This is a genomic window from Nocardia sp. Tas62D01 (assembly GCF_055232035.1).
Genome location: NZ_JBUYUZ010000001.1, coordinates 5,538,824 through 5,564,586 on the forward strand (window position 1 = coordinate 5,538,824; position 25,763 = coordinate 5,564,586).

Here is a 25,763-nt window from a genome sequence, read left to right on the forward strand (position 1 = left end):
CCTGTTGTGCTGGAACTGGATCCGGAGCAAGCGGATCTGCCGAGGCTCGAGGAACTCGGCTATATGGTGTTCACGTCGGTCGATGCGTTGCTCGGGTTCGTGAATATGGATCGCGCTGCCGCCGCGGGGGAAGAACCGACCGATATCGTCGAGACGCCTGTCAGCGACAGCGCTGCCACCGAATTCGGGCGGCGCATGATCGACGCCTACCACCGTGCCCGTAAGGAGGCGGGATACCACGCCGGATATTTCCGCAGCATGCTGGCCGAGCACGGTCCGGTGCTGACGGCCAGGAAACTGCTTGCCGCACCGACGGTGTCGGACGGGTTCTCGGCGTTGTGGGAGCACGAGCGTCTCGATCTCACCGTTGAGGCGCTGGTGATCGAGCCGCAGTTCGCGGAGTTGTTCGATGAGAAGGAGCGGGAGACAGCGCGGAACAGGTTGGCGCAGTTCGGGTTTCAGGTGTGGGAGCGGTCCTGAACGGGCACCCGAGTTAGCCTGTGCCGCATAGGGCTGGAGCGTTATTCATAAGCCTCTGCGAAAAAGTGCAGTGCGACAATCGCTTTCAGTGCGGAGGGGAATTTGTGGACCGGTGCGCGGTAGCGGCATCCTTCCTCGCTGAGCATGCGCCAGGTCTTCAGGTGAGCGACTGCTCGCTTGACGGCGGCCCGGATTCGGAGGAGTGCGGTGTTCAACGCGGTCTGGCTCTCGTGAAGTTCCCGGTGTGGGGTGCGTCGAGGTGGACCATGTGGGCGGCGTCGTCGATCCGGACAGCTTGGACGGGTCCGGCTTCCTGGCGTAGGGCATCGATCTTCTGGGTCCGAAGCTGACCCACGGGGGCAAAGTAGCAGCTATCTGGGTGCCGTTTGGATGGTCTCGTCGGCCGCGGCCACCGTGGCGTGCCGACGAGTGGTGCGCAGGTGACGCGGCTCTGTGGGGGCTGTCTGCGGCCACCGGGTCGCAGCTGGTGGGAGTCGGGCGGGGCGTCCGGTCAGGAACAATCGAACCAGTGACCGATCGGGCGACCGGTACACGATCGGCACTCGAAGATGTACACGCCGCCCACGTCTCCCAGCATCAGGCCGGCTGCATCTGTCGCCGCCCTGCCCTGCTCGGAGTACCACGGCGCCTGTGTGTCGTCAACCGCCCGGTCCTCGATCGGCAGCCAGGTGCGCCAGGACTCCCCGTCGCACTCCTCGCTGGCCACAGTGAGGAGATGGTGCATGCGCTGACCGCACGAGTCACAGTCGGGCCAAACCGGATCCTGGGCCCAGTCTGGATAGCCACCTAGCTTGATCCCGGGGGCGACGGCGAGATGGTAGTGGTAGATCCAGCCTGTGTCGCTCTCCAGCTGCGCGAACCGGTCCTCGAGCGCAGCCCGAACGTCATCCGGCAGATCCCTGCTGGGATACTCTGTCACCTGCTCGGGATGAACCACACACGGGTTGGGTATGTAGTCCTTTTCCGCTCCGGCAGGCGCCGCAGGAGTGGCTGCCACCTGGTCGACCGCGCGGGCGTCTCGCCAATGGACCCGCGGCAGGGGGTAGCAGTATTCACCGTGGTCGAACGGGCACCACAGTACCTGCAGCAGATCACATCCCTGCGGGAACGACATACTTGGAACATCGGCCCGGTAGACCTGCACGATCGGCACGAACGGCACCACCGCATCATCGTCGTTGTGTTCTTCGGCGCACACCGGCCAGGGCTCGTCGGCCGGCCACAGCAGTGGGCCTCCGACCGAGCTGTCGTGGTATGTCGGGTCGCCCGAACGCGGGTGAAGTCGTATCGCATCCCTGCGTAGCGGTACGAGCTCGGGAAAGAGTTCCTGTACCGCCACCGGCCGAGGCGGGGTGTGACGGACCATTCGCATCTCCTAAGCTTGATTTTTAACCTCCGGGTCACTGCCCGCCGACCGTCCGGGTCGGTGTTGGAGCGGTTCGATCATCGAAACGTGTTGCTGCCGTGTTGATTTAGGGACGAATTTCGGCGTGTCGCCGTGACATGGAGCGGCCACCGCATCATCATCGTCGGGTTCCCGCTAAAGAGCCTGATGAGAAGTTGTGGTGGCCGTGCCTGTCAGTGTGCCCGAAGTATTTCGTCCGGTCGAGTCGGCGCGCCCGTCGGGACCGGAATCGCTTGCCGCGTTCCGCAATTCGTTCTATGAAAGCCTGACCGCGCGCGCCGACGCGCTGTTCGAACTCACCGACGCGGTGCTGTGCGACGACGGACCGGTCACCACGCTGGTCGGACTGTGTCTGACCGGGGAATATCGACGCGGCCACGGCGCCCTCTACGACGGTCTGAACGCCGGAAGTATCGACATCGCCCGGCTCCGGCGCGCGATCACCGCCACGACCACGGTCGGGCGAGACGACGAAGGTGCGATCATGCTGGCCGTCGATGCCAGTCCGTGGCTGCGTCCCGACGCGGCGACCAGCCCCGATCGATCGTTCTGCCATGTCTATGGCCGTGGCAGGGGGCAAGCGCAGATGATCCCGGGCTGGCTGTTCTCCTACGTCGCCGCGCTGGAGCCCGGCCGGACCTCTTGGACCACGATCCTCGACGCGATACGGCTGCACCCCGACGACGACGCGACCGAGGTCACCGCCGCCCAGATCCGGGAAGTCGTGCAACGCCTGCAAGCCGCCGACCTCCATGTTCCCGGCGACCCGCACATCAAGATCGTGTTCGATGCGGGCTACGACATCACATGCCTGGCATACGAGCTCGCGGATCTGCCCGTGGTCCTGATCGGGCGAATACGCTCCGACCGCGTCCTGGCCTTCCCCGCCGAACCCCGTGCGGGCAAGAGGGGCCGTCCCGCCAAGCACGGCCCCGACTTCGCGTTGTCCGACACCGGGACCCATCCCGAGCCCGCTGTCGTCACCACCACCGACACCGACCGCTACGGCGCCGTGCGTGCGACGGCATGGAACCGTCTGCACCCCAAACTCGCCCGCCGAGGATCCTGGGCCTACCACGACGGGGAACTGCCGATCATCGAGGGCGTCGTCATCGGGCTTCGGGTGGACCGGCTACCCGGCGACCGCAACCCGAAACCACTGTGGCTATGGTGTTCGCAACCCGACATCGCCGACCCCGCCATTATCGACCGAATCTGGCGAACCTTCCTGCGGCGCTTCGACATCGAGCACACCTTCCGGTTCCTGAAACAGACCCTCGGGTGGACCAAGCCGCGTATCCGCGACTCCGCCGCCGCCGACCGCTGGACCTGGCTCATCATCGCCGCACACACCCAACTCCGCCTCGCCCGAGGACTCACCGAAGACCTCCGCCACCCCTGGGAGAGAAAACCAACCAGCCCCAGCCGCCTCACCCCAGCCCGCGTCCGCAGGGGATTTCGCCACCTCCGCCCGACAACCGCTCTTCCGGCCCGCGCGCCGAAACCCTCACGGCCGGGTCCCGGACGCCCGCCCGGCGCAAAAAACATCCGACGCGCACCACACCAGGCGGTCGGTAAGACCACCACGGCTGCCAGTTAGAGGTTAAAAATCAAGCTAAGGGCCTGCCGTACAGACGCCGAGACTTTACAGCCCTGGTATGACGTCCGACCTGCCAGCGCTGGGGGCGCTCGGGGTGACCGATCGTGTTCTGGCTCTCCTCGAAAGTTCTGACTACGGCGTGCGCGCCAGCGCGGCAACCGCCCTCGGCCACATTGCGCGTATCCATCGGAGCATTGACAGCAACCGTGTCGTTCCTGCCCTGCAGCGCATTCTGAATGATCCGGAGACTGCTGGCCGAGCCGACGATGCTTTGGACGACATCGCAATGTTCGCCCCATCGGGTGGAGCAGGCCCAGCCTGACGGATCGAATGCGAACCAACCCAGCAGGTGTAGTAGCGGTAGGTGCGGTTGCGGCCGGTGGCACGGGTGCCGATCATGGCGCGCCCGCATTGTGTGGGCAGCGCAATCGGCCGGTGAGTAGGTAGTCGGAGCTGTTGGCGGCGCGGTGGGCGTTCGCGCTCGCGCAGCCCCAAGGAGATCCGCGAACTGTCCAAGGACAAAGCCCGGCTCACCGCGGAGAACGAGGAGCTGCGGCAACTGCGCCGACAGTACGCGGACGCCCAGCTCGCCGAGACCGCACTCGACATCGTGGTCGACAGGTTGTCCGGGGATCCCACGACCGACGATCCCTCCGATCCCCGCGACGCGGACACCGGTGCTCTGGCGACTGCTATCCCGGAGCGCAGGTTCAGTCCGTTCTTGCTCGGTGCCTGGGGCCTGTCAAGGGGTAGTCGGTCCTACAGCATGTGGCTGGTCATTGCATCAGCCGGACGTGTGGGTGGTCGGGCTATTCCGGGCAGACGCGGACGATCTGGTCGTAGCCGCGGCCGATTTGGATCCCGCTCGGTTGCGACAGGTACGCGGCATCGGAGATGCCAGCGGCCTGGTCCTCGTACGGGATCCAGCTGTGACCGGCGCCATCCCACTCGCCCCCGGCGATCGTCAGCAGCGGCTCTGTCGGCGTGGCACAAGCGGTCCGGGTTCGGACGGAACCGCACGGCTCCCGCAGTCGGTGCTGTCCGGCCGACCGGGGCGCGTGCCGATCCGATGGGGAAACAGCAACTGCACCAACGAATCTGCTGAACCGATCACGACCATGACCAGCATCTGTAGCGTATCTGGTTGCGACACAGCATGTTCGACACGACCGGATCAGCGAATGTGTGCCAGAGCCACTTTAAGTTGGCCATGGACATCGCGGGCCTACGCTCGCAGCCACAACCTTCGGCTGTCCGATTACGCCCCGCGCGTTGTCGACGGCACCGCCGACGGCAGCGTACTGTTCGACCGACCCATATCGTGGCTCCAACCCGATCGGCGCGAATCTCGTTGGCGCGCAGCTGTTATGACTGGTCGGTGGTGTGCCAGTAGAACATGTCCGTGTGGCGTCGCGGCCTCAGCTGATGCGCTGGTCGCGTGGTCATCGCGGCGACGATTGCGTGTCGGCACTGCTCCACCGTGAACGCGGGTGTCTTCCGTACCGCTCCTGGCCTCTGCCAGGGAACATCCGGGCCCGATTACCGAACAACCCGGTGCTGGCCTGCCGTTCTGACTCAGTTCGTGTGCGGGCGATTCTTGTGCGGGTGCCTGATGGAGTCGCCACCCTTTGTCTCGTGCAGCCGGCCGAACCGGCTGGCGAGCAGATTTGCCATGCTCTCGGCCGCGCCCCGGCAGGCGTCATCGATCGTCGCGGCGTTGTGGGTCACCGCGACCGGCTGCTGACCGGTGGGACGAGCCTCCAGCACGCATCGCTTGTCGTCCTGTCCGCCTTTGCCCGCGTTCTGGTCACTGAGGTGGGCTTCGACGCTGGTGATCTGGTCGCTGAAGTGCTCGAGCGTCGAAGCGATCTCCTCCTCGACGTGCCGGATCAGCTTTTCGCCGCTGTCGATGTTGCTGTCGGTGTTGATCTGAATCTGCATGTGCGTATCCATTCCGGTAGGTGGCAACTGTTACTCGGACGGAGGCGGATGTGTTCGTAGTCGACTCCGCCGCCGTAGCCTGATCCGCCTTTATCGCACCACTTACCGTAATCCCCGATGATCATCGGACTGAGCGGTCTTGGTCGCCCAACTGTTGGCGAAGGCGATGCCCCGGAGTTCCTGGTAGCCCAGCGGCGATCGAGTCCGGCGCGGTACTGCGTTCCCGCGACACCAACGCGGGCATCACCGCGAGCCCGTGCACAACGATCCCGTCGTTGGAGGGGAACACGCTGGTCGCGGCGGTGCACGAGGATGCGGTTTCCTGGTTGGTGCCGATGTGGTTCGCGGGCCGTGTCATCGACGTCGTGAATCCGAGTCGGCGCAGGCGGTTGCGGGTTACCCGCTGAACCGGGTCGCGTTGACGGAAGGGGGATTCGGTTGCTCTCAGCTGGTGTGGGCGGACAGTGATCGGGTTTCGATGTCGAGGTCACCGCCCTCGGTCAGGGACGCGGTGTAGGTGATGAGCCGTTGGCCGGGGTCGTCGAGCTTGTCCTGGTCGTGCACGGTCAGGCAGGTGACGGCGCCGAAATTCACCAGCAGATACCGGTTTGACCGCACCGGACTCGTTGGTCAGGGCGACGGTGAAGATCTGCCCGTGTGAGACCCAGGCGCGGGCGGCGGTGGCCACCGCCGCGGGTTCAGTGGCGGAGAACTGCAGGCGGAAGGGCAGGTCGGGAGAGTCGAGATAGGTACTCATGGTGGGTTCACGTCCGATCGTGTGGTTGTGTTCGGTTATCTGGTGCAGAACCCGGTGAGTCGCCGCCGGGGTCTGTCGGTGTGGTGGCCGAGCCGGTGAGCAGGATGTCGAGGCCGTGTTCGAGTTCGGCGGCGCCGTCGTAGGCGGCCAGCACCGGTGCCAGTTCGCGCAGCAGCGGGAACTGGGTGGTCCGATCCGGGTCGGTGGCATCGACCGACAGTTGCGCGAACACGATCTCGGCGACACCGTCAGCACCGCGGCCTTGTTCGAGACGTGCCGGTAGATCACCATCGGATCCCTGCCCACCGCCTCGGCGAGGCGTCGCATCGACGACCCGTCGACCCCATCACGATCGACGATCTCGAGCCCGGCGTTCAACACCGCCGCCCGCGTGATCGGCCCCTCACCGCGACCATCGGCGGCAGGGCCGCGACCGTCGGTAGCGGGACCGGAATTGTTGCGGTTGGTCGGGGGTTCGGTCATCGCGGGAAGCTCCCTCCGCCGTAACAAGCACTGTAGATAATGAGTGTAGACCTACATCGTTGACATCAGGGTGTGGGTGGCGTGTACTGGGAGATCACCAGATCCGAGCACAGGCTTGGAGGATCGTCATGATCGTCATCATCGGGCTCGTCATCCTGATCGCCGCCGTGTTCGTCGGCGTCGCGGGCGTCTTCGCCAATGGTGGCAGCACCCACGTGTTGACCGATCACTTCGCGGTATTCGGCTACCACGTCACCGGCTCCACGCGCTGATGCCGGGCATAACCGTGTATTCGAACGACCAGGCAATGAGCGCTATCTGGAAGGGCGGAGGGTGCCGCCGTGAAGCAGCCGATGCCGGTGGCGTCCGTCGGTGCCAGCTCGATAGATCGGCAGAGCTGACACTCGGACACACGAGACGCGGTCGCTTGTTCTCCGGTCCCAACGGTCGGCTAACTGAAAGTCATTGACCGACGACCAGATACCTTCCCGCCATGTGGCCGCCAGCGGGGATTTTCAACGGCTCTGGCACACATTCGCTGATCCGGTCGTGTCGAACACGCTGTGTCGCAACCAGATACGCTACAGATGCTGGTCATGGTCGCGATCGGTTCAGCAGATTCGTTGGTGCAGTTGCTGTTTCCCCATTTGATGGGCGTTCGGGTCGAGGCCGACAGCTCTCCGCTGCCGCGTCCACGGCAACCATGACAACGTCCCGGCGTGTGAACCGACGCGGCAGCGGATACGGTGAGCGGTATGGACCACCTTGCCGTGCTGCAGGCGAAACTCGTCGAATTCGGTGCGCTCATCACCGCCGAACTGGACCTGTCCGCGCCTGTGCCCGGCTGCGGCGACTGGACCTTCTACGATCTGGCCGACCACGTGGGCAACGGCAACATGTGGGTGGTGATCGGCGTCCGGGAGGGGCGGGGCGATCATCACGGTGAGCCCGCGCCCAATGGCGCGGTCCAGCTGCGGGCCTGGTTCGACGACACCGCAGCCGCCCTCGTCGCGGCGCTGTCCGCAGATCCGCAAACCCCGGCCTGGACCTTCACCAGCCAGCTGCCACGCACGGTGGGTTTCTGGCAGCGGCGCCGGATGCACGAGACGCTGATGCACCTGTGGGACGGGCAGAATGCGCTCGGCACGCCCACACCGTTCGACCCGGAACCGGCCGCCGACGGCATCGCGGAGGTCTTCGAACTCTTCGCGCCCCGCATGATCAAGCGCGGCCTGGCCACAGAGCCGGACACCGCGATCCGCATCCACGCCTCCGACACCGGCGACAGCTGGATCTACGGCCCGGGCGAACCACCCGCCGAACTGTCCGGCACCGCCGCGGATCTACTGCTCGCCCTATGGGGGCGCAAATCCCTCTCCGATCCTGCGCTCATATGGTCGGGCGACCGCACTGCCGGAGAGCGCGCACTGTCCGGTCCGCTGGTGCCGTAGCGCACACAGCTCCGGCCGCAACCCAGCATCCGAGCGTTCGGGGCACTTGTAATCACTTGTCCGACAATGCGTCTGGCAACCTAACCAATGCTCGCTCTTGCCGATGAGCGCACATGTCTTAAGTAGCTGCATATCGGTCGTTCGGGAACCCGGGGCCCGCCAATCAAAAGCGCGATAACCCGTTCCACTCCTGTGCCGCTGCCAGTGGTCCCACGACTGGCAACGTGGTGGCACGACGGTGGCAAACGACAAACGGACAGCAGGGGGTGCTCGAGATGCCGAGTCTGGCAATCACCTCCGCTGACTCACGACAAGAGCAACCAGCCGCTCATAGGTCGGACACGGATCACCAGGCACCACAGCATGATTCACCAAAAACGACAGAAACTCGAGCCACCACCTGACCAGATACAGCGCGGATTGCCTCCGAGAAGCTGATTCCCGATATCGATCCCTCCTGAGCGTGCCAGTGTATCCCGCATCACTGCGGGATACACTGCTGCGCAAGATGCTTCACGGATACGGACAGCTGTTGTGTTCGCATTCGAGCCGTCAGGCTGGGCCTGCTCCACCCGATGGGGCGAACATTGCGATGTCGTCCAAAGCGTCGTCGGCTCGGCCAGCAGTCTCCGGATCATTCAGAATGCGCTGCAGGGCAGGAACGACACGGTTGCTGTCAATGCTCCGATGGATACGCGCAATGTGGCCGAGGGCGGTTGCCGCGCTGGCGCGCACGCCGTAATCAGAACTTTCGAGGAGGGCCAGAGCATGATCGTCAGTGGTGTCGTCGAATGCGACTTCGACGACGAGTTCACGGTCACCGCGACGAAGCTCCTCGCTGGTCCCTACCGAATCGAATGATCCACCGGATCAGGTCTGGGCAACCGCACGACTACCGGGCAAGTTTCGACCTACGACGGCCAGAAATGGATAGTGCTCAGCGGTCGAAGCTGACATCGCACCAGCTGGGCGGCGACTGTGTTGACGACAACTTTGCGAGTGTGAGGTGGCTGGCCCTATCGTCTAGACGAGTAAGTCCTAACTCGTTCCTGGGGTGGTGTCGAGGTCCGGAGTTGGCGGTGAGGGAGGATGGGCCGATGTTTGTCGTGATACTCACCTACACCGCCGATCTGGAAACCATCGACTCGTTGATCCCTGAGCACGCTGCGTGGCTGGACGCCAACTATGCCGCGGGCGTTTTCGTCGCGTCGGGGCGGCGGGTGCCCCGTACGGGCGGGGTGATCTTGGCCGATGCCGGCTCCCGCGCCCAGCTCGACGCGGTCCTGGAGCAGGATCCGTTCGGCATGGCCGGCGCGGCCACCTACGAGGTGATCGAGTTCGTTCCAACCAAGACCGCTCCCGCGTTGGCCTACCTCGCTCGGGAGAATGCCTGACCGGCAGGGACTTTCAGCCATCTATGCTCGTGAACCCCGTGGACCGCGTGTTTCGGAGCGAGTGACTCGACGGTGGGCTCTTGTGTGGTTCGCGGCGTGGGCGCTCGAGCTTTCGAACGGGGAAGGGCACCAGTCACCCGGTCATTGATCGCCTACGACCACTGACCAGAGTTCTCGTTGCCGGGTACCTGAGCGAACTCGACAGTCGCGCAAGCACATTGGCACCTCGTGGACCGGGCCTGCCGCAGCCGCCTACACGGATGCGCATCGTGAGTGGGCAGTCGGAGCGACTGATGTCCAGGAGGGGCTGCAGGCGCTGGAGGATGCCACGCGGCGAGCGCATGAGACCTACACCGATGCGGTGACAACCAATCTGCGGATGCTGGGGCGATGACGACGCTCGTAGTCGATCCGAACGTCTACTACTCGGCTGCGCGTCGTTGTCATGAGGCCGCGGTGGAAATGTATGGCTCATACGCGAACGCAGTCGGGTCCTTGAAGCAACATTGCGATGGGATGGCGGGGACCTTCGACGCCGCCCAGGCATGGGCGAGGACATATGACGAAGGGGCCCTTGCGGTTCTGGCTGGTTGGGAATCCGCTATCCGGGCGGCCGAGAACTACGCCGAAGTGTTGCGGCAAGCAGGGCACAACCATGCAATAGCCGAACACGACGCGGCAGGCGCTCCTGGGGCGCCGCCGCCCGCGCCTGCCCTGCCACCGACGTCGCAGGGGTGTACGCCCTCCTCTCCGCCGTCGGCGGGCGGGCCGTCCCATGGCGGATTGATTGACGGCGGAATCGGGCTTGCCGCCAAAGTGGGCATTCCCGTCCCCGACGGTGACGTGGACAAACTGGAGAATGCGCGCAAGATTTGGAGTTACCTGGCATCCGGAGAACCTATAAGCGCGGCCTCGGACAAGCTGCGCGGCCTGGCGGGAATGTTCGATGGAATAACTTCCGATGAAATACCTTTTGTCCTCGACGATTTGAACGAGCTATCCGGCTCGGTCGAAGAACTGAAGACCGCGTCGAACGACCAAGCCACATCGTGCGCCGATTACAGGCGCCACACCGAAGAGCTTCGTGAGCAGCTCGAGGGAATCATCGTCCAATTCGCTACGGAGATGGGGGTCGATGCGATATTTGCCGCGGTTGCCTCTGCGGTAAGCTTCGGTTTGGGCGGTGCAGTAGCCGCTGCCAAGCTGGCGAAAACGATCGAGAAATTTCATAAGATCATCGTGCGGGCAATCGATGCTTGGAAAGTGGCGAAGAATATCGCCAGAGGGATCCCGCCGACCATCTGGCAAGGTGCGAAAAGGGCCTGGGAGAAGCTCGAGCGACTCTGCGAGCTCGGGAAGAACATCTATCAGAAGTGGCGGAAGAGAACTCCCGGCGACGGTCCGCCGACGAAGCTCCCGACTTCACAAGAGGCGCAGGAGATCATCAGGAACGCGGACCGTACGGGTTCGGGCCTCAAGCCGGACGTGTTCCACCGCTCGGCATCGTTCCCCGTCGACGATATCGGCAAAAAAGGCACGGTAACCGAGCTCGTCGGCGGTGACGGGAGGGCCGTTACACTGGCAGATGCCAGGTGAGGTGAACGGCACACCGGGCCGATTCGAATGGATTATCGACGACGGAGGTAAAGTGGTTCATCAATTGTTTGTCCGCAACGGAACGATCAACGGAATTCCGACCAAGCCATGAGCGACTCGAGTGTTTCGGTGAAGTTCAATATTCCGGCTTCGTTCGTCTCCGAGTGGGCGCAATTGACGCCGGGCGAGCTTAGGTACGGCTATGCGAACGAGTGGCTGACGTCGAAGGATGTTGTCGAATTGGCGCTTACGAGCGTGGTTCCCCCCAGCACGAAGATGGACATCATAGAGGAAATATCGCTGCTCCTGTCCGACGAGCTGTATCGGCTTCCCGGGCTGATGGACAAGCTTGCCGACCACGATGATCGAGTGTGGGCCTATTTGGCACTCGCGTGGGTTCACGAGAATCAGAGCGAATTCGACGAACCGTTCAAGGCGGTGGACATGATTTTCGCGGACTTCGGCTACCCAGAAGACGTGGGCGAGTTCGTTACGTTCATGCCCCCGCCTGTCGGTAGCTTGCCTGGGATGCTCGGCCTGAAGCAGCGGTGGCAACGCTATCTCGATGAGAAACGTTCGTATTACATGAACCGGGTTCCTGACGCGGGTGCCAACGACAACGGGTGCGGCTCTTTCTGAGTGAGCCTGTGGCGGTTGGTTTTTGTGGTGAGGGCTCCTTCTCGTAGGTTGCTGATTGCTGAAGTCTGCAACGGAAAAGTGAAGGAGCCCGGTGTCAGACATCCCAGGAGCTTGGGTGTCAAGGAAATTCAAGCTGCGAGGTGCTGGGATGTCTGACACGCAGGGCAGCAACTGAACTAGTGCCGGGTATGAGGTGGGAGTGGCATCGCGATGCCCTCGCCTCGGACTGCCCGACACCGTATGACCAGACAGAAGGACAGACCGTCAACCTTCCGTTCTATGTGAGCAGTACCCCGATTCCGGACGAGATCTGGCCCCGATACGTCGAACGCATGCGTGCCATTGCAGCGAACTTCGGTGCGACCGCGCCGGAAGTCATGCAGGACCGTACAGCAAGCCCGGGCAGCTTCGGCAATCACGACGTCTGGTTCTCGAACGCGGCGGACGGCACAACGTTCAAAGTCAGCAGCCAGGTGTCGGCTGTCATAGCGGGCAAGGTCGGTTGTCGTCTCCCCCGAGACAAGTTCAGCACCCCAATCCGCCCGACCTCATGACCACGCCACAGTCGTGATGACGGTGGCGGTCTACTTGGTGGCAGACGATCCCGAGGCTGCCACCTCGACAGCTGGATCGCTGAAGCCGAGGCCAGCGGCATCATTCAGCCGAGCGGCCTTCTCCGGTTGCTCATGCGGGCCTACCCGGGTCTTATCGCGATATCAGATCCGGGTACCGCGAATCGCCCAGGCGCGCATGGTCATCGGCAGCGAGCCGTCTGCGGCGATCGCAAGCCGGTCGTACAGGGCTCGACGCAACACCGATTGCCGCCACGGCGGTAGGGACACCAGATAGCCTGCGGCGGGGCCCTCGCCGGCCAAGAACGGCTGCCAATAGTCCTCGAAGCTCTCGAACACCGACGGCACCTCGATCGCCTCGATGGTGACGTCCGCGAGACCGGCCGCACGCCATATCCTCTGCAGTGGCTCCCGCCGGCACACCGTGTACTGCGGTGCGTACGCGTACTCGAACGCCGCCGGATCGAGCATGGTCGCGACGTCCCAGAACGTGCTGAACATTCGGGCACCGTCGGTGAAGTCCCAGACGTAGCCCGCGACAGTGCCGCCGGGGCGCACGACTCGCATCTGTTCGGACAGCGCCTCGACCGGGCGGGGGACGAAATTCATCACCAGTCCGCTGACCGCTAGATCCAACGAATCCGACGCGTAGGGCAGTGATGCGGCGTCAGCGATTGTGAACTCGACGCGATCGTCGTGGATGGTTGATCGGGCGTGGGCCAAGTATCCGGCGGACGGCTCCACGGCGCTGAGCTGTCGTGGCGAGGCATGAGCGAGCAGGGTGCGGGTCAGGGCACCTGCGCCACAGCCGACTTCGAGCCAGGTCTGCCCGGGCGGGACGCCCAGCCACCTCACGAACTTCTCGCCAACCGGGCGACTCCATCGGCCGATGAAATTCTCGTATCCCGCCCCGTTACTCCAGAGCTCGACAACCATGGCTGCCTCCTGTCGATATCGAAACGATCATGTAGCTTTCCGTTATATTCACCGGAATCTGGGAGCGGCAGCTATTGCCGCGTAGTAATAATTCCTCTGTAAATGGCAATAGTTTCAGAGTAGGTCCGATACTTCAGCGATTTCTGAGCGAATACTGAGCATCGCAGCCCCGGCGTATGGGATTCGCCACATCGGCGCGACGGAGCCAGGATGCGCCGGACGACGCGCCACACGCCGTGAGTCGGTCTCGCCGAGGGGACGTGCGTGTGCCAGGCGCCGTCCGAGTCAGCGCCGTCGACTCACCAGCGCGGGCGGGTCTCGCCGTTGCCGATATGGGCTTGCAACTACCCACACCCACGTCGGCGCCCCTTTCCTTGGCGGCGTCGGCCGACCGGGAGTCGGGCCATACGGGTTGGTCTGTGGCTGATATGTCATCGGCGGCTTCTCCTGATCCCCATCTGTGCCCCAGCGATCTCTTCCGGTGAGGGAGTCAACGAGGAAATCGGTCGAGGTGCCCGGGTAGCGGACTGTGGAAAGAAATCGAGCCTCGACAAGAAGTGTGGGCCATGTGTCCGGTGGGGTGACCCAATTGCTCAACAAGCCATCATCGACGTCCAGCTCACGGGCGCAGAACAGGCGTTGAAGGGTTTCGACTGCGAGTTCGGCGATAGATGCCAGGGAGCGGTCGACGTGTGGAAATTGGCGTGGGAGGAGTTCATCCCATTCCTCGACTTTCCCGTGGAGCCACGCAAGATCGTCTACATCACAAACCAGATCGAATTTATCAACTTCCAGTTGTGCAAAATCACCAAGAATCGGGGGGCATTTCGACAGCAACGACGCCACGATGAAGCTGGTCTACCTTGGGCTGCGCAATATTTCGAGTGAGAGAGGAGGTTTCTCCGGTACCGGGACACGCAACTGGACTGTGGCGCTGAACACGCTCGCAGCCCACTTCCTGGACAAATCCCATTGTGCTAGAAGACAATACGTGTGAAGTCATCTCAGACTTACACACTTTTCGTGACAGGCTCCCCATGAAAGCGGCACGGAGACGTGACTTCCGACACGACGTCCACCAGTACAGTTGGTGATCACTCGAGGAGATGAACATTGTCGGCCCGACCCAGTCTTCTGTACGTGACCGATCTTGCCTACCAGGAGCGTTATTCATAAGCCTCCGCGAAAAAGTGCAGTGCGACTATCGTTTTCAGGGCAGAGGGGAATTTGTGGACTGGCGCGCGGTAGCGGCCGCCTTCCTCGCTGAGCATGCGCCAGGTCTTCAGGTGAGCGACGGCTCGCTCCACCGCGGCCCGGATTCCGGAGAGTGCGGTATTGAACGCGGCCTGGCTCTCGTGCAGTTCGCGGCCCGGAGGTTTCTTGTAGGGCACCAGATCGATTCCGTCGACACCGACGTAACCGGAATCGGCGACAGTGTCGATCTCGGCGAGAAGGTCGGCGAGTCCGGAGGCGGCGTATGCGTGCGCGTCGTGTCGGGCGCCGTGCACGATCGTCATGCCGACCGCGACGAGCCTGCCGTCGAGGTCGGCGGCGATCTGGATGTTGAACCCCGGATACTGGGTTTTTCCGGAGAACAGGTCCGGGATCGCCGACCAGTCCCAGGTCGGGCAGATTGTGCCGTCCACCAGCACGGACCCGACTCCGATGACGTCGCGGGGGTTGGGAACGAACTCTTCGAGTACGTCAGCGATCACCGGTCGCAGCAGATCCCAGCGGCGGCTCACCGTGGACTGACTGATCCCGAAGAACGCGCCCGCGACATCCTGGACGAGGTTTCTGCGCATCAACGACACCACCAAAGCGACAGACCTGAACAAGCTCAACGCGTAAGGGCGACCGGCCGACTCGAACCCGCCGACGGTCTCGTGTACCCGGGCAGTCAGTTCCGTCAGTTGCCCATCGGTCAGCCCCGTAATAGCCTTGTACCGCAACGGCCCTCGTTCTCGCTCGTAGACTTCGTAACTCCACGAACTGAGATACATGAGGGCCGTTGCCAATTCGGCTGCGACGCGCCGACGTATCAAGCAGTGCGATCACCGTCTCACCGGCCACACAGGCCACGAGAGTTGCTATGCCACAGCCGATTGCGGGACAGGCTTATGAATAAGCCTCCAGGCCCGTGGGCGACGGTACTGCGACGAGGATATCTTTCTCTCCTCCCGGCTTCGCGCCCAATTCGACATCGCATTATGCCATCCGCGCGATGCTGTAACGCTGATGGACACTTTCAACGCTGTCGTAGTTCGCAACAGTGGACCGGTGCTGCACTACCAGCAGGAGCACGATTCCTTCTGTGAGATGGCCGCGATTCGCGGCATACGCGTGTACAACCCGCTGACCGGCCGGGGTGATATGGCCACCAAGCAATATCTACTTGACCTGACCGAAGCCGGATACCCGGTCATCCCCACCATTGATCGCCTGCAAGACGTGGACCGTCTTCCCGATTCATCCCTATACGCGATCAAACCGAAAGCAGGAGCAGACTCCATCGGACTGCATTTTGTGAGCAAAGACGATCTGGGGCGTCAGACCTACGACGGTGTCTTGGTTCAGCCGCGCATCGACTTCTCCTACGAGGTGTCGTTCTACTACATCGACCACACCTTCCAGTACGCCCTCTACGCACCTGACCCCGAGCATCGCTGGATTCTGGAGGCTTACGAACCCACGGAGGCGGATCTCGTCTTCGCTCAGCGCTTCATCGACTGGAACACGATCGACCACGGCATCCAGCGAGTGGATGCATGTCGCACCCCAGAAGGCGATCTCCTCCTGGTCGAACTAGAAGACCTGAACCCCTATCTGTCCCTCGGCAACGTCACCGACGAGACCCGCGACGCTTTCGTCACCAACATGACAGATTCTCTGCACCGATTTCTGAGCACCCCAACGCATCAGTAGTTGGAGGAGTCCTTTGTTGTTTGTTTCCGACGGGCACAGACCGCGCCCTCGCGGAACCCGAGGTCGTCGGCGCGGCTGGTGATCGTCGGTGGCGGCCAAGGTGGTATCGCGCTCGGTGCCCGGATGCGCCAGCTCGGCGTGCCCGCGATCGTGGTGGACAAGCACGACCGGCCGGGCGACCAGTGGCGCAAACGATACAAGTCGCTGTGCCTGCACGACCTGGTCTGGTACGACCACCTGCCGTATCTGCCGTTTCCGGACAACTGGCCGGTATTCGCGCCGAAGGACAAGATCGGCGACTGGCTGGAGATGTACACCCGGGTGATGGAGGTTCCCTATGCCCTCCTACCGCACCTTCAGCTGCAGCGCCAGATACAGCGAGTAGTGCCGGGACTGGTGCAGGTTGCCGCCGTGGAACCACAGTCCCGGCTGCCGGGTGGGCTTCCACATGTTGCGCTGCTCGCCCTCCCACGGGCCGGGATCCTTGGTCGTGTCCGAGCCTAGGCCCCAGCATTTGCCGACCTTGTCTGCGACGTCCTGGCCGATGAGGTCGGCGGCCCAGCCGTTCATCGAGCCGTATCCCGTTGCGTACACGACGAGTTCGGCGGGCAACTCGGCGCCGTCGTCGAGGATCACACTGTTTTCGGTGAGTTCGCGGATCTGTAGTAGATCCACGGTTTTCGCCAGTTGCTCCTGCGTGTATTCCGAGGTGATGAAGAAGCGAAGGCGGTCTTGGCCCGCGGGGGGCGCTGCGTAGATGCCGTTCTGGAGCAAGGTCGAAGAGACGTAGCCTGCGCGGATCGCGCCTGGGACGATGACCGGGACGATGGGTGTTCCTTGGAAGACACCGAGATTCACGCTGCGATCGGTCAGCGCCGCGTGGAACGGCCGGGCACTGGCCCAGTCGGCGAACATTGAAATCTCCCGCGCGGCAAGGGCGGGGGTGAGTTCAGGGTTGAGAATCGTGTCTCCACGATCGGCGAGGACCCGACATGCCGATAGCATCACCCGAACTCCGCGCGTTCGCCGTTCGCGTGGAGAACGGCGAGTGCCGGTGGTCCGATATCGAACAGCTCGCCCGCCCGGTGCCGACGCCGACGCCGGTGAAGGAACTGTGGCCGTACTGATGAGCCAGCGGCGGATCGAGCTGGGAGGGAGGGAGATCCATGCGGCTCGTCACGGTGAACACCAACCCAGGGGGATTCAACCAGTTCCGCGTCGACCAGATCTGATACCAACTACCGAATCTGCGTGGTTCGTTTTCCGATGGCGGCACTGAGAGCGTCGAGTGGCGGCACTGAGAGCGTCGAGCTCGGCCAATACGTCCGATGCCGCCCAGATTCGATTGCGTTTGTTCTCGGACAGCACCTCCAGGATGCCAACTTCTGTCAACCCGCCGAGGGCCCGGTACACGCTGGCTTCGGTGGTGCCGGTGATCTTCTGCGCCGTGTCCGCATCGAAGATCGGTGTGTCCAGTAATGCGGCGAGTACCGATTCGTCTGCGGAATTCGCCCGCGGCTTCGCGACGGCACGCCATCGGTCGGGGAGATCGGCGAGGGCGCGGGCAGATTCCTGCGCGGACTCGCACCGCCAGGGCTCACGCGCCGACCGCACCCTCACCGAGATCGAAGGTGACGACGCCCCAGCGGAGTCCGGTGTCACCGACGTACCGGATGATCCGCAGTCCCGGTCGGCGTGGCGACGGGCCCTGCTCCGCTTGTCGATGTTGACCGCCTGAACCAACATCAACTGGCCCCGGCAAGCTCGGGCCGCACGCCGTCCAGCCGTCCTGGACGCGCAGTACGACCGATTGGAATCTCTCAATGGCTGAATGGACTTGGGACCCTGACGATTTCGCGACGCTCTGGTTCAGTGGCGCGAACGACCGGTTCCCCGATCCACTCCGCTTCACCAGCCGCTTCGCCAACCGCCTGTTCCGCCCGGAACACCTTCCCGCGCGCCTGACCAGCTCCCTACCGGCCTACCCTCCCGGCAGCCAGCAACCAGCAAGCATCCACCCGGGTGACCTGCGGAGCGCAGCCGACGGCTACCGCGGGAGCATTGCCCGCAACACCCCGCGGGAACGCTACCAACGCCTGCTGGGCCGTACCGCGGATGGCGGGGGCTCCGCCCTGCTGTTCACCGGTCCCGTCAACAAACTCACCGCACCGTGGAATGTGCTGCAGTGGCACGACATCACCGACGACGGCCGCTACCTCGAGGTCCGCGGCAGGCACGTCACCGTCCGGCCCACCGCTCCGCAGGACCTGGCCAGCCAAATGCCCGCCCCGATGGAACCGATGTCGCAGTCGGTGCGTCCAATACTGATACATGACCTCGCGTGAAGGAGTGCGTTGACTTGCCAGGTTTTCTTCAGGTGGATATCGACGTGCTGGGCAAGACGGTCCAGTCGTTGCGGGGCGCCGAGCAGGTACTGAACGATGCGACGAAGGCAATGGCCCGAGACGGTCACGGCGACATCGGGACGAAGGTACTGAACGACGCAGCCGACAGCTTCCAACGCCGCTGGCGTTTCGGTATCGAGCGGATCGGCGAGGCCGCCAAGGTGACCGCGGACGGTGTCGCGAAATGCCATGACGCCTATCAGCAGGCCGACGACGCGTTCGCGAGGGTCCTGGAGCGGGCCAGGGGTGTTCTCGACGGGCAGACGCCACACCAACCGACCACTGCCCAGGACGAAGCATGACCGAGAACCCATACCCCAACCTGGGTTTCAACCCGGTGCCCGGAGCGCCGGCCGACGTGGCGGGGCTGCGTGCACAGATCAGCGCGGCGGCAGACGCAGTCGAGGAAACCAATGCGTTGCTGAGCCGACTGCGCAACAGTAACGACGATGTCTGGAAGGGCGACGCCGGAGATGCTTTCCGGTCGGGCTTCGACGCCACGCTGGCACAAGACCTCGGCTACGCGCAGAACTCGCTGAAACGTGCCGTCGGGCTGCTCGAGGGGTGGCACACGAACCTCGTCAGCTTCCAGGACACCGCCAAAGGTCTGGAAACCGAAGCCGCCGACGCGAGGGGCCAGCACACCGAAGCTATCGCGACTTTCAAACGAGCCCAGTCCAATCCGGACTTGAGTCTGGCGAACATGCAGTTCTCCGACCCAGCGCAGTTGCAGGCCGCGCAGACGCGTCTCGACGCCGCCGTCGCACAAGTCCGAGCAGCCAGCACTGCGGTAAGCGACTGGCAGGGAAAACTGGACTCCATCATCCAGCGGGCACGCGACCTCGAGGGTGCGCACGACCGTGTTGCCCGTGGCACTGCCAGCGAGTTGGACGCTGCCGCAAAGGATTTCGCTCCGAGCCCGCCGGACAAGAGCATCTGGGACCGGATCGCCGACGCGGTCGAGGCAGTGGGCAAGTGGATCGACGAACACAGAGAAGGGGTCCATCAGACGCTTTCGATTGTTGCTGCAATCGGCGGGCTGGTCGCTCTTGTGACGCCCCCTCCGTTCGACATCATCGGTTTCGCGGTAGCAGCGACTGCCACTGCGGGCCTTCTCGCACTGGATTTCTCCGATCCAGAAATACGAGAGGGCCTGAAGAACGGCGAACTCGATGCTTGGAAGCGCGTCGGTCTCGATTCATTGGGTCTAGCTCCCGTAGGCGGTGCGGGCATCGCGACAGGGAAGGTTGGGTGGGCACTCTTCCGAGGCGGGGAGGCCATTGCAGACGGCGCTCATGCTGCTCAATCGTTGGGTGCCCTCGAGCGAATCGGTGGAACCGCCTACAACGCCGTAACACACGAATCTACATTGAGTTCGAAGATTGCTGCCGGAATAGTCAACGGCACTGCCAAGATCCCTGGTGTGCCGAACGTTGTCGAAGCTCTACACATGAACGACGCGACTCGCAGCGTACTCCAACTCACCGGAGTAGCCGGGCCGCACGCCGCACCGGTATCCACAGCCGAGGCGATAGATCTATTTTCCCGATCGGGTAAGGTCGTGAGCTCCATCCTGAATCCCATCGGGTCGATGATCGGAGATAACTGAGATGTCGACGACCGAAGCATCGGTGGACGTGTCGATCGCTGTCGATATTCCGAATGGATACATAGCTCTTCCGCTCGACGATATCGATGATTCGATAGCGCAGGCGGAATCATTGTTCGTTCGGATCGGCCCGGGAACGGTGAGTTCCGCGGCAGCTGCGGTGCTGCAGGCGCTGCGAGTCATGCTGACGCGCCTCGCTCAGCTCAACGCTGTGTACTGCGGTCTCGGCAAACATCTGTCATCGGATGGCGGTCCGATCTCGTCGACACTCATCATCTCCCTGAACGAGTATGGCGAGCGGAGGAATCCGCGCCTGACGCTGGGCGAGGTGCTGAGCGGAAGGCGCGCTGCCGGTGAGACGTTCAAGAACGCCGAACTCGTCGAGATATCAGGTCGACCGTTGCTGCTTCTCGACCGAATACGCGCTCTCCCGGCACCTGAACTTCCAGGGCAGGATTCCTCCGATTCTGAGCATTCGGTCTACCAACTGGAGGCTGTTGCCTCTTCACCGGATGGTTCCACGATCGCGGTGATCGAATTCTCCACAGCATCCATCGAGTACGGAGATGAGTATCTCCCGATGATTGCCGCAATGGCCGCATCCATCGAGTTCACGACTACGCCTCGGCGATCCGGTGCAGCGTCTTCTTTGGACCTGTGAGCAAGGTGGTCATGTCCTACGGAAGAGTCGCAACACCGCCGCCGGCAATATCCTGTCCAGCAACCAAGGCAGCGGCACGGAAGGGAAGGTTTGCACGCTGGTCTCTCCTGCTTTTCGGCTTACTGTGCTTGCCGTTGAGTGTGGTATCGATAGACATTCGCGATCGCGTCGAGGATAAGAAACTATCGGCACTGATCTCGATCGGCGGCAATCTTGCCGTAGCCGGTATGACGGTAGGCCTGCTCTTCGGCGGAGTGCTGCTCTGGATCAACCGGAGAAGGAGAAGAGCACTCGCGCGATACCCGTGGACTTCTTGGCCCATAAATTACATAACCACAGGACGCCACGAATGGGTAGAACTGCTCGATCAGAATCGCCGGCCAGTATCTGCCCTCATTCTGAGCACTTGGCCGAAAGACATCGGGAAGCTGGTCAACCACAAGTCATCAGAGATTTGGTTTGCCGGCGATCCAGCGAAATACGGGGTGATCTCCAGGCCAGGCGGAGGCGACCTCCGATACGCCTATTTCGCCAAATCTCGGCAACCACCTCGCTTGACGTTCCGGACGGACAACCCGAGCGACCGGGACAATCGAGACGAATCGGCGCGCGTGGCCCACGATTACCATCTAACGCGGGTTCGTGGTCAGCTCATGATGAAGCCTGCCGGGGATCAGGTAGGGAAACCTGCACGACACGGAACGAAGGAAGATGCCCGCTATCCGTCACCGCGCATCCTTCGGCGGATCTGCGCCTTCGCAGTTGATTGGATCATGCACTCGAGCATTGGGATCGGTGCGGCGATCGCGGTCAGCCCCGAGTTTTCCACGGACGCCGTCCTACGGTTGGACTGGAAGCACTTCGGAGTGAACATCGTCGCCTTGATCGGCTGCTGGCTGGCGGCGTCCGCAATCAATCGCGTGATTGGTCAATCGATCTTCCACACAACCCTCGGCAAGGCGATGTTCGGATTGTGCGTCATTCGCCCCGACAACGGTGAACATCCTTCGTTCGGAAGACTGTTGGCGGTGTGGTTGGTCGATCTGTACATGGTCGTGGCACTCCCGCCTGCACTCGTCACCATGTCCGACGTTCCCGGCCCGGACCGGCCCGAAGATTACTTTCTGCCCGCTGTGCGACGCCGAGATCTGCTGCGAGATAGAACAACAGACACCGAAGGTGCGGCGGTCCGATGACAGGCGCCCGAGATGGATCGCTCAGTCGGTAATCAGGGAGGGCTCCGGCGTCGTCGGATTTTCGCGCCGTGAGCTGCGTAAATAGGTGAGCGACACCACGTTTGGAATGTTGGGCGGGCACGGGCGAGCGACGCGAGGACGATGAAAGGCCGGAGACGGCGAGTGGGTCGCGGTGGCCTTGGACGGCAAGACGTTGCGGGGAGCCCGCACGGCCGGTAGCCGCGTGACCGTCAGGAGCTCGTGAGGATGACGAGTTGCTGGGTCGCTCGGGTCATAGCGACATAGCGATCGACCGCTCCTTCGATGCCCTCGCCGAACGACCCCGGGTCGACGAGGACGACCAGGTCGAACTCGAGCCCCTTCGATAGCTCAGGGGTCAGCGACCGGACGCGGGACGTCGCCCGGAACGTCGGATCTCCTATGACGCAGGCGATCCCGTCGGAGTGCGAAGCGAACCAGGTGTCGAGGATCGAGTCCAGATCCGAAGCGGATCCGTGTACGACAGGGATGCCGCTGCTGCGGATGGAGGTCGGCACGTTGGCGTCCGGCAGCGCAGCCCGGATGACCGGCTCAGCTTCCGTCATGACCTCTTCCGGCGTCCGGTAGTTGATGCTCAGCGAGGCAATCTCGATCCGATCGAGGCCGACCCGCTCGAGCCGTTCCCGCCATGACTCCGTAAACCCGTGACGCGCCTGGGCTCGGTCCCCGACGATGGTGAAGCTGCGGGACGGGCAGCGCAGCAGTAACATCTGCCACTGTGCGTCGGTCAGTTCCTGAGCCTCGTCGACGACGATGTGGGCGAAGGGGCCGGCGAGCAGGTCCGGGTCGGTGCTCGGCAGTACGGCCTCGTCGACGAGCATCTCCTGCAGGTCCTGGTGTCGCAGCTGCGTCATGAGGCCTTCGCCGTCGGCATAGTCGTTGGAGGCGATCAGGTCGTCGATGACGCTGGACATGCGCTCGCGTTCGGCGGCGAGGGTGGCGTTGTGCCGGCGCTGACGTCGCGACGCCTCCGGGTCGCCGAGCCGCTGCCGTGCTGCGTCCAGGAGCGGCAGGTCGGACACCGTCCAACTCTGGGCGTCCGCGCGCTGCAGCTTCCGAACGTCGTCGGGGCTGAGCCAGGGAGCGCACTTGCGCAGGTAGGCGGGTACCGACCACAGGTCTGCGACCAGGTCGGCCGCTTCGACCAGCGTCCACGCGTTGTCGAGGGTCGTGCGCAATTCCTCGTTCTGCAGCAGCGATTGCCGAAGTTGGGCGGCCGGAACGTCACCGTCGTACTTGTCCATCAGGATCGTCAGCAACAGCTCCCAGATCTGCTCGCGCGCTTCGTTGTGCGGTGTACCGGGTTCCGGTGCTTCGAACGCCTCGGCCCAGTCGTCGGGGGTGAGCCGGATGTCGGACCAGTCGGTCGCGACCGTCATCGCCTTGGTGGGTGGCTGCTCGTAGAACCTGACGGCGGCTTCGATGGCCTTCACCAGATCCGCGGACGACTTGAGGCGTGCCACGTCCGGGTCTGCTTCGATCGGTGCCTCGGCTCCTTCGGTGACGAGGTCCCGGAGGGTGCAGAGTTGTACGCCCTCCTCTCCGAGGCTGGGAAGGACGTCGGCGACGTAGGCCAGGTAGGGCTCGTGCGGACCGACGAACAGCACGCCGTGACGGAGTCGGGGGTCGGAGTAGAGCAGGTACGCGGCGCGGTGCAGAGCGACGACGGTCTTGCCTGTACCCGGACCGCCGTCGACGACGAGAGCGCCGCTGGATCCCGCGCGGATGATGGCGTCCTGGTCGGCCTGGATGGTGCCGAGCACGTCTCTCATCCGGGGCGACCGGTTGCTGCCCAGGCTGGCGATGAAGGCGGACTGGTCGTCGAGTGCGGCGTTACTTTGCAACCCGTCCGCAGTGAAGACCTCGTCCCAGTAGTCGCTGATCCGGCCACGGGTCCAGCGATACCGGCGGCGGCTGGCCAGGCCCATCGGTTTTGCGTGGGTCGCTCCGAAGAACGGCTCAGCCGCGGGGGAGCGCCAGTCGATAAGCAACTGATTACCCGAGGGGTCCATGAGGCCGAGTCGTCCGACGTACACGGGCTCGGGGTTGTCTGCGCTGACGATGCGTCCGAGGCACAGGTCCAAGCCGAAGCGACGCAGAGCGCGCAGCTGAGCCGACAGCTGGTGGACCAGCATATCCCGCTCCAGCACCTCCTGACCTAAGCGGACGGGAGCCTTGCGCGCAGAATCGAGGCGGTTGGACAGGTCGGCGATGGACTGCTCGAGGCTCTTCGCGATGGCCGCGAAGTGCTCCTCGTCGTCGGCGATCAGCGTCGGATCGGCCTTGGGGGAGAGGTGGGCAGGAAGGTCGAACGCGCTGGTAGTCACAGGGGTCAAGTCGTCAGCTCCAATCCATGATTTGTTTCGCGGCCACCGTCGCCCCATCGGTGCGGATCGTGCCGGCCACCGCCGTCGCTCGTGTGCGGGTCTCGGGGGTCAGGGCCGTTGCGAGCGCGGCCGACAGGGACTCGAAGGTCGCAGGCGCGCACACCCGCACCTCCGCGCCGAGTGCCAGGCAACTGCACTGCGGTTCCCACCAGACGTCCCCGCGCGACCCATACGTCGACAACGACACACGCACTTCGTACCCCCCCATTTCCGCAGGTCTTGGCTTCGGCCGGTAATTCTGCGGCACGACCGGGGTCTTGCCGCAAGCCCCCCGGTGCGCTATATGTTGAAAGTGGAAGGAGTGGGTTTCTTCTTCATGGGTAGGTAGATGAGTGGCCACCGCCTCGGCGAGCCCGTCGCGCACGGCATCGGTGGTGACGGATTTGCTGCTACCCGTCGGCGTTGCGGCGCTCGGATGGGAATGTGCCATCGGGTCGTTGACGAGGTCGTCGTACTCCCAGCGCGGTCCGTGGACCTACCAGTCCAGCAGGTCATGCGTTCCGTTGATCAATGGCATGAGCCGTTCCTTCTTGCCGCGACCGCGAGAACCCTTGCCTCGCAATAGGATCTTGCCGAACCGGCCCAGCTCCCAACGGATATCGCCCATTCGCAGCAGGCATAGCTCCGACACACGCGGCCCGATCAGGCTGACCAGACGGCAGGCGGTGTAATTGCGCGCCGTCGGCGCGTATTTGCGGACGGCGGCCAGTTCGTCCTGCCAACCATCGAACAGCCGGGCAACTTCATGCGGCGCCGGTGGGATTTGCAGCCGACTGTGCGAGCCGCCGCGGGGCCGGTTGACCTCGTCCAGCGGCGACTCGACGACGAACCCGGTCGCAGCGTGGATGTCGGGCTTGTGCCGCAGTTCCAGAAACTCGTAGTACACCCCGATCCCCGCCGCCTTGCGAACCCTTGAATACACCGCACCCATCCCGCCTGCACCGAGCAACCGCCCCAGCCGATATCCGGCGAACAGCCCACCGGGACGCACACTCACTCCAGACCCACCCTCACCGCACAGCCGAAGCCACTCGAGGTATGACAGGTCAACATGTCAACCGCATGGTCCATCCAGCCCTCCGCACCGCGTCGCACACGAATTCAGCTGCCCCGGTGTGCCTCTCGCAATGTTCCAGCCACGATCCTCACCCCACCTCCCACCAACGGGAGCGCTGGTCCCGCCAAACGTCTGCCGCAGCCAGCAGATCCACCGCCGATCGCTGCGCGATGCCGCCGGGCGTGATGCGGCTGGTGGTCCGTACCGAA

General features: G+C 63.5%; 28 protein-coding genes and 5 pseudogenes. 22 read left to right on the forward strand and 11 right to left on the reverse strand.

Annotated elements, in window-relative coordinates; translation table 11 throughout:
- Positions 1-6: 6 nt before the first annotated feature.
- Entirely contained in the window at positions 7-480 is a 474-nt protein-coding gene (locus tag ACV7NQ_RS26190) for a hypothetical protein (RefSeq protein WP_463362059.1), read from the forward strand.
- A gap of 41 nt (positions 481-521) precedes the next feature.
- Here ACV7NQ_RS26190 and ACV7NQ_RS26195 read toward each other — a convergent pair whose 3' ends face one another.
- Entirely contained in the window at positions 522-851 is a 330-nt protein-coding gene (locus tag ACV7NQ_RS26195) for a transposase family protein (protein ID WP_463365820.1), read from the reverse strand.
- A gap of 140 nt (positions 852-991) precedes the next feature.
- The gene (locus ACV7NQ_RS26200) at positions 992-1,873 is read right to left on the reverse strand and encodes a YwqG family protein (protein WP_463362060.1); all 882 of its coding nucleotides are present in this window, start codon (positions 1,871-1,873) and stop codon (positions 992-994) included.
- Between the two features lie 193 nt (positions 1,874-2,066).
- On the opposite strand from ACV7NQ_RS26200, the gene ACV7NQ_RS26205 reads away from it, so the two are divergent.
- Both ACV7NQ_RS26205 and ACV7NQ_RS26210 read left to right on the forward strand, forming a co-directional pair.
- Positions 2,067-3,506: an NF041680 family putative transposase gene (locus ACV7NQ_RS26205; RefSeq protein ID WP_463358523.1), complete on the forward strand. Its 1,440-nt coding sequence runs from the start codon at positions 2,067-2,069 to the stop codon at positions 3,504-3,506.
- Between the two features lie 58 nt (positions 3,507-3,564).
- Positions 3,565-3,828, forward strand: a complete 264-nt coding sequence (locus tag ACV7NQ_RS26210; RefSeq protein ID WP_463362061.1) for a HEAT repeat domain-containing protein — start codon at positions 3,565-3,567, stop codon at positions 3,826-3,828.
- 1,253 nt (positions 3,829-5,081) lie between these two features.
- Here ACV7NQ_RS26210 and ACV7NQ_RS26215 read toward each other — a convergent pair.
- Positions 5,082-5,447: an HPF/RaiA family ribosome-associated protein gene (locus ACV7NQ_RS26215; protein ID WP_463362062.1), complete on the reverse strand. Its 366-nt coding sequence runs from the start codon at positions 5,445-5,447 to the stop codon at positions 5,082-5,084.
- 275 nt (positions 5,448-5,722) lie between these two features.
- Between ACV7NQ_RS26215 and ACV7NQ_RS26220 the strand changes: the two genes are divergently transcribed.
- Positions 5,723-5,854 carry a hypothetical protein gene (locus ACV7NQ_RS26220; RefSeq protein ID WP_463362063.1) on the forward strand — a complete coding sequence of 44 codons (132 nt, stop codon included), beginning with the start codon at positions 5,723-5,725 and terminating at the stop codon, positions 5,852-5,854.
- A gap of 37 nt (positions 5,855-5,891) precedes the next feature.
- On the opposite strand, the gene ACV7NQ_RS26225 is transcribed toward ACV7NQ_RS26220, so the two are convergent.
- Positions 5,892-6,065, reverse strand: a complete 174-nt coding sequence (locus ACV7NQ_RS26225; protein ID WP_463362064.1) for a hypothetical protein — start codon at positions 6,063-6,065, stop codon at positions 5,892-5,894.
- Between the two features lie 146 nt (positions 6,066-6,211).
- Positions 6,212-6,687: pseudogene (locus tag ACV7NQ_RS26230) on the reverse strand (TetR/AcrR family transcriptional regulator).
- A gap of 128 nt (positions 6,688-6,815) precedes the next feature.
- On the opposite strand from ACV7NQ_RS26230, the gene ACV7NQ_RS26235 reads away from it, so the two are divergent.
- From ACV7NQ_RS26235 to ACV7NQ_RS26270, 8 genes and pseudogenes are all read left to right on the forward strand, one after another.
- A complete protein-coding gene (locus ACV7NQ_RS26235; protein WP_463366118.1) occupies positions 6,816-6,959 on the forward strand; it encodes a hypothetical protein in 144 nt (47 codons plus the stop codon).
- A gap of 483 nt (positions 6,960-7,442) precedes the next feature.
- On the forward strand, positions 7,443-8,138 hold the full coding sequence (locus ACV7NQ_RS26240; RefSeq protein ID WP_463362065.1) for a maleylpyruvate isomerase family mycothiol-dependent enzyme: 696 nt from the start codon (positions 7,443-7,445) through the stop codon (positions 8,136-8,138).
- Positions 8,139-8,672: 534 nt separating this feature from the next.
- On the forward strand, positions 8,673-8,999 hold the full coding sequence (locus tag ACV7NQ_RS26245; protein WP_463362066.1) for a hypothetical protein: 327 nt from the start codon (positions 8,673-8,675) through the stop codon (positions 8,997-8,999).
- 236 nt (positions 9,000-9,235) lie between these two features.
- Positions 9,236-9,532 carry a YciI family protein gene (locus tag ACV7NQ_RS26250; protein WP_463362067.1) on the forward strand — a complete coding sequence of 99 codons (297 nt, stop codon included), beginning with the start codon at positions 9,236-9,238 and terminating at the stop codon, positions 9,530-9,532.
- Positions 9,533-9,746: 214 nt separating this feature from the next.
- A pseudogene (locus ACV7NQ_RS26255) lies at positions 9,747-9,926 on the forward strand (WXG100 family type VII secretion target); the annotation flags it as partial.
- Positions 9,923-11,128 carry a hypothetical protein gene (locus ACV7NQ_RS26260; protein WP_463362068.1) on the forward strand — a complete coding sequence of 402 codons (1,206 nt, stop codon included), beginning with the start codon at positions 9,923-9,925 and terminating at the stop codon, positions 11,126-11,128. The pseudogene ACV7NQ_RS26255 and the gene ACV7NQ_RS26260, both read left to right, overlap by 4 nt.
- Positions 11,129-11,257: 129 nt before the next feature.
- Positions 11,258-11,767 (forward strand): DUF2247 family protein, encoded by a 510-nt coding sequence (locus ACV7NQ_RS26265; RefSeq protein ID WP_463362069.1) that lies wholly within the window; start codon positions 11,258-11,260, stop codon positions 11,765-11,767.
- Positions 11,768-11,907: 140 nt separating this feature from the next.
- A complete protein-coding gene (locus ACV7NQ_RS26270; protein WP_463362070.1) occupies positions 11,908-12,321 on the forward strand; it encodes an LppA family lipoprotein in 414 nt (137 codons plus the stop codon).
- A 162-nt stretch (positions 12,322-12,483) separates the two neighbouring features.
- Here the strand turns inward: ACV7NQ_RS26270 and ACV7NQ_RS26275 are convergent, their stop codons facing one another.
- A complete protein-coding gene (locus tag ACV7NQ_RS26275) occupies positions 12,484-13,275 on the reverse strand; it encodes a class I SAM-dependent methyltransferase (protein WP_463362071.1) in 792 nt (263 codons plus the stop codon).
- A 627-nt stretch (positions 13,276-13,902) separates the two neighbouring features.
- Here ACV7NQ_RS26275 and ACV7NQ_RS26280 point away from each other — a divergent pair.
- Positions 13,903-14,256, forward strand: a pseudogene (locus ACV7NQ_RS26280) (transposase); the annotation flags it as partial.
- A 185-nt stretch (positions 14,257-14,441) separates the two neighbouring features.
- On the opposite strand, the gene ACV7NQ_RS26285 reads toward ACV7NQ_RS26280, so the two are convergent.
- Positions 14,442-15,278, reverse strand: coding sequence for a transposase family protein (locus tag ACV7NQ_RS26285; RefSeq protein ID WP_463358528.1), 837 nt, complete (start codon positions 15,276-15,278; stop codon positions 14,442-14,444).
- A 277-nt stretch (positions 15,279-15,555) separates the two neighbouring features.
- Between ACV7NQ_RS26285 and ACV7NQ_RS26290 the strand changes: the two genes are divergently transcribed.
- Both ACV7NQ_RS26290 and ACV7NQ_RS26295 read left to right on the forward strand, forming a co-directional pair.
- Positions 15,556-16,200: a hypothetical protein gene (locus ACV7NQ_RS26290; protein ID WP_463362072.1), complete on the forward strand. Its 645-nt coding sequence runs from the start codon at positions 15,556-15,558 to the stop codon at positions 16,198-16,200.
- Positions 16,201-16,275: 75 nt separating this feature from the next.
- Positions 16,276-16,539: pseudogene (locus ACV7NQ_RS26295) on the forward strand (NAD(P)-binding protein); the annotation flags it as partial.
- A 6-nt stretch (positions 16,540-16,545) separates the two neighbouring features.
- On the opposite strand, the pseudogene ACV7NQ_RS26300 reads toward ACV7NQ_RS26295, so the two are convergent.
- Positions 16,546-16,860 (reverse strand): annotated as a pseudogene (locus ACV7NQ_RS26300) (NAD(P)/FAD-dependent oxidoreductase); the annotation flags it as partial.
- Between the two features lie 332 nt (positions 16,861-17,192).
- On the opposite strand from ACV7NQ_RS26300, the gene ACV7NQ_RS26305 reads away from it, so the two are divergent.
- From ACV7NQ_RS26305 to ACV7NQ_RS26335, 7 genes are all read left to right on the forward strand, one after another.
- On the forward strand, positions 17,193-17,327 hold the full coding sequence (locus tag ACV7NQ_RS26305; RefSeq protein WP_463362073.1) for a hypothetical protein: 135 nt from the start codon (positions 17,193-17,195) through the stop codon (positions 17,325-17,327).
- 248 nt (positions 17,328-17,575) lie between these two features.
- On the forward strand, positions 17,576-17,938 hold the full coding sequence (locus tag ACV7NQ_RS26310; RefSeq protein ID WP_463362074.1) for a hypothetical protein: 363 nt from the start codon (positions 17,576-17,578) through the stop codon (positions 17,936-17,938).
- Positions 17,939-18,023: 85 nt separating this feature from the next.
- The gene (locus ACV7NQ_RS26315; RefSeq protein ID WP_463362075.1) at positions 18,024-18,545 is read left to right on the forward strand and encodes an ESX secretion-associated protein EspG; all 522 of its coding nucleotides are present in this window, start codon (positions 18,024-18,026) and stop codon (positions 18,543-18,545) included.
- 14 nt (positions 18,546-18,559) lie between these two features.
- The gene (locus ACV7NQ_RS26320) at positions 18,560-18,907 is read left to right on the forward strand and encodes a hypothetical protein (protein ID WP_463362076.1); all 348 of its coding nucleotides are present in this window, start codon (positions 18,560-18,562) and stop codon (positions 18,905-18,907) included.
- Positions 18,904-20,214 carry a WXG100 family type VII secretion target gene (locus tag ACV7NQ_RS26325; RefSeq protein ID WP_463362077.1) on the forward strand — a complete coding sequence of 437 codons (1,311 nt, stop codon included), beginning with the start codon at positions 18,904-18,906 and terminating at the stop codon, positions 20,212-20,214. Before ACV7NQ_RS26320 ends, ACV7NQ_RS26325 begins: the two co-directional genes overlap by 4 nt.
- A 160-nt stretch (positions 20,215-20,374) precedes the next feature.
- Complete coding sequence (locus ACV7NQ_RS26330; RefSeq protein ID WP_463362078.1) at positions 20,375-20,875, forward strand: hypothetical protein; 501 nt, start codon at positions 20,375-20,377, stop codon at positions 20,873-20,875.
- 140 nt (positions 20,876-21,015) lie between these two features.
- Positions 21,016-22,071 carry an RDD family protein gene (locus tag ACV7NQ_RS26335; protein WP_463365821.1) on the forward strand — a complete coding sequence of 352 codons (1,056 nt, stop codon included), beginning with the start codon at positions 21,016-21,018 and terminating at the stop codon, positions 22,069-22,071.
- 230 nt (positions 22,072-22,301) lie between these two features.
- Here the strand turns inward: ACV7NQ_RS26335 and helR are convergent, their stop codons facing one another.
- The 3 genes from helR to ACV7NQ_RS26350 all read right to left on the reverse strand — a co-directional run bounded on the left by helR (position 22,302) and on the right by ACV7NQ_RS26350 (position 25,494).
- Positions 22,302-24,494 (reverse strand): RNA polymerase recycling motor ATPase HelR, encoded by a 2,193-nt coding sequence (helR, locus tag ACV7NQ_RS26340; protein WP_463362079.1) that lies wholly within the window; start codon positions 24,492-24,494, stop codon positions 22,302-22,304.
- Positions 24,451-24,684 carry a hypothetical protein gene (locus ACV7NQ_RS26345; protein ID WP_463362080.1) on the reverse strand — a complete coding sequence of 78 codons (234 nt, stop codon included), beginning with the start codon at positions 24,682-24,684 and terminating at the stop codon, positions 24,451-24,453. The genes helR and ACV7NQ_RS26345 overlap by 44 nt, the downstream gene beginning before the upstream one ends.
- A 288-nt stretch (positions 24,685-24,972) precedes the next feature.
- Entirely contained in the window at positions 24,973-25,494 is a 522-nt protein-coding gene (locus ACV7NQ_RS26350) for a hypothetical protein (RefSeq protein WP_463362081.1), read from the reverse strand.
- Positions 25,495-25,763 lie beyond the last annotated feature (269 nt).

Coding starts and splice junctions, on each gene's coding strand:
- ACV7NQ_RS26200 (WP_463362060.1), bottom strand. CDS start 1,873: ATGCGAATGGTCCGTCACACCCCGCCTCGGCCGGTGGCGGTACAGGAA.
- ACV7NQ_RS26210 (WP_463362061.1), top strand. CDS start 3,565: ATGACGTCCGACCTGCCAGCGCTGGGGGCGCTCGGGGTGACCGATCGT.
- ACV7NQ_RS26215 (WP_463362062.1), bottom strand. CDS start 5,447: ATGCAGATTCAGATCAACACCGACAGCAACATCGACAGCGGCGAAAAG.
- ACV7NQ_RS26235 (WP_463366118.1), top strand. CDS start 6,816: ATGATCGTCATCATCGGGCTCGTCATCCTGATCGCCGCCGTGTTCGTC.
- ACV7NQ_RS26240 (WP_463362065.1), top strand. CDS start 7,443: ATGGACCACCTTGCCGTGCTGCAGGCGAAACTCGTCGAATTCGGTGCG.
- ACV7NQ_RS26250 (WP_463362067.1), top strand. CDS start 9,236: ATGTTTGTCGTGATACTCACCTACACCGCCGATCTGGAAACCATCGAC.
- ACV7NQ_RS26260 (WP_463362068.1), top strand. CDS start 9,923: ATGACGACGCTCGTAGTCGATCCGAACGTCTACTACTCGGCTGCGCGT.
- ACV7NQ_RS26275 (WP_463362071.1), bottom strand. CDS start 13,275: ATGGTTGTCGAGCTCTGGAGTAACGGGGCGGGATACGAGAATTTCATC.
- ACV7NQ_RS26285 (WP_463358528.1), bottom strand. CDS start 15,278: ATGTATCTCAGTTCGTGGAGTTACGAAGTCTACGAGCGAGAACGAGGG.
- ACV7NQ_RS26305 (WP_463362073.1), top strand. CDS start 17,193: ATGCCGATAGCATCACCCGAACTCCGCGCGTTCGCCGTTCGCGTGGAG.
- ACV7NQ_RS26310 (WP_463362074.1), top strand. CDS start 17,576: ATGCCAACTTCTGTCAACCCGCCGAGGGCCCGGTACACGCTGGCTTCG.
- ACV7NQ_RS26315 (WP_463362075.1), top strand. CDS start 18,024: ATGGCTGAATGGACTTGGGACCCTGACGATTTCGCGACGCTCTGGTTC.
- ACV7NQ_RS26325 (WP_463362077.1), top strand. CDS start 18,904: ATGACCGAGAACCCATACCCCAACCTGGGTTTCAACCCGGTGCCCGGA.
- helR (WP_463362079.1), bottom strand. CDS start 24,494: ATGGGGCGACGGTGGCCGCGAAACAAATCATGGATTGGAGCTGACGAC.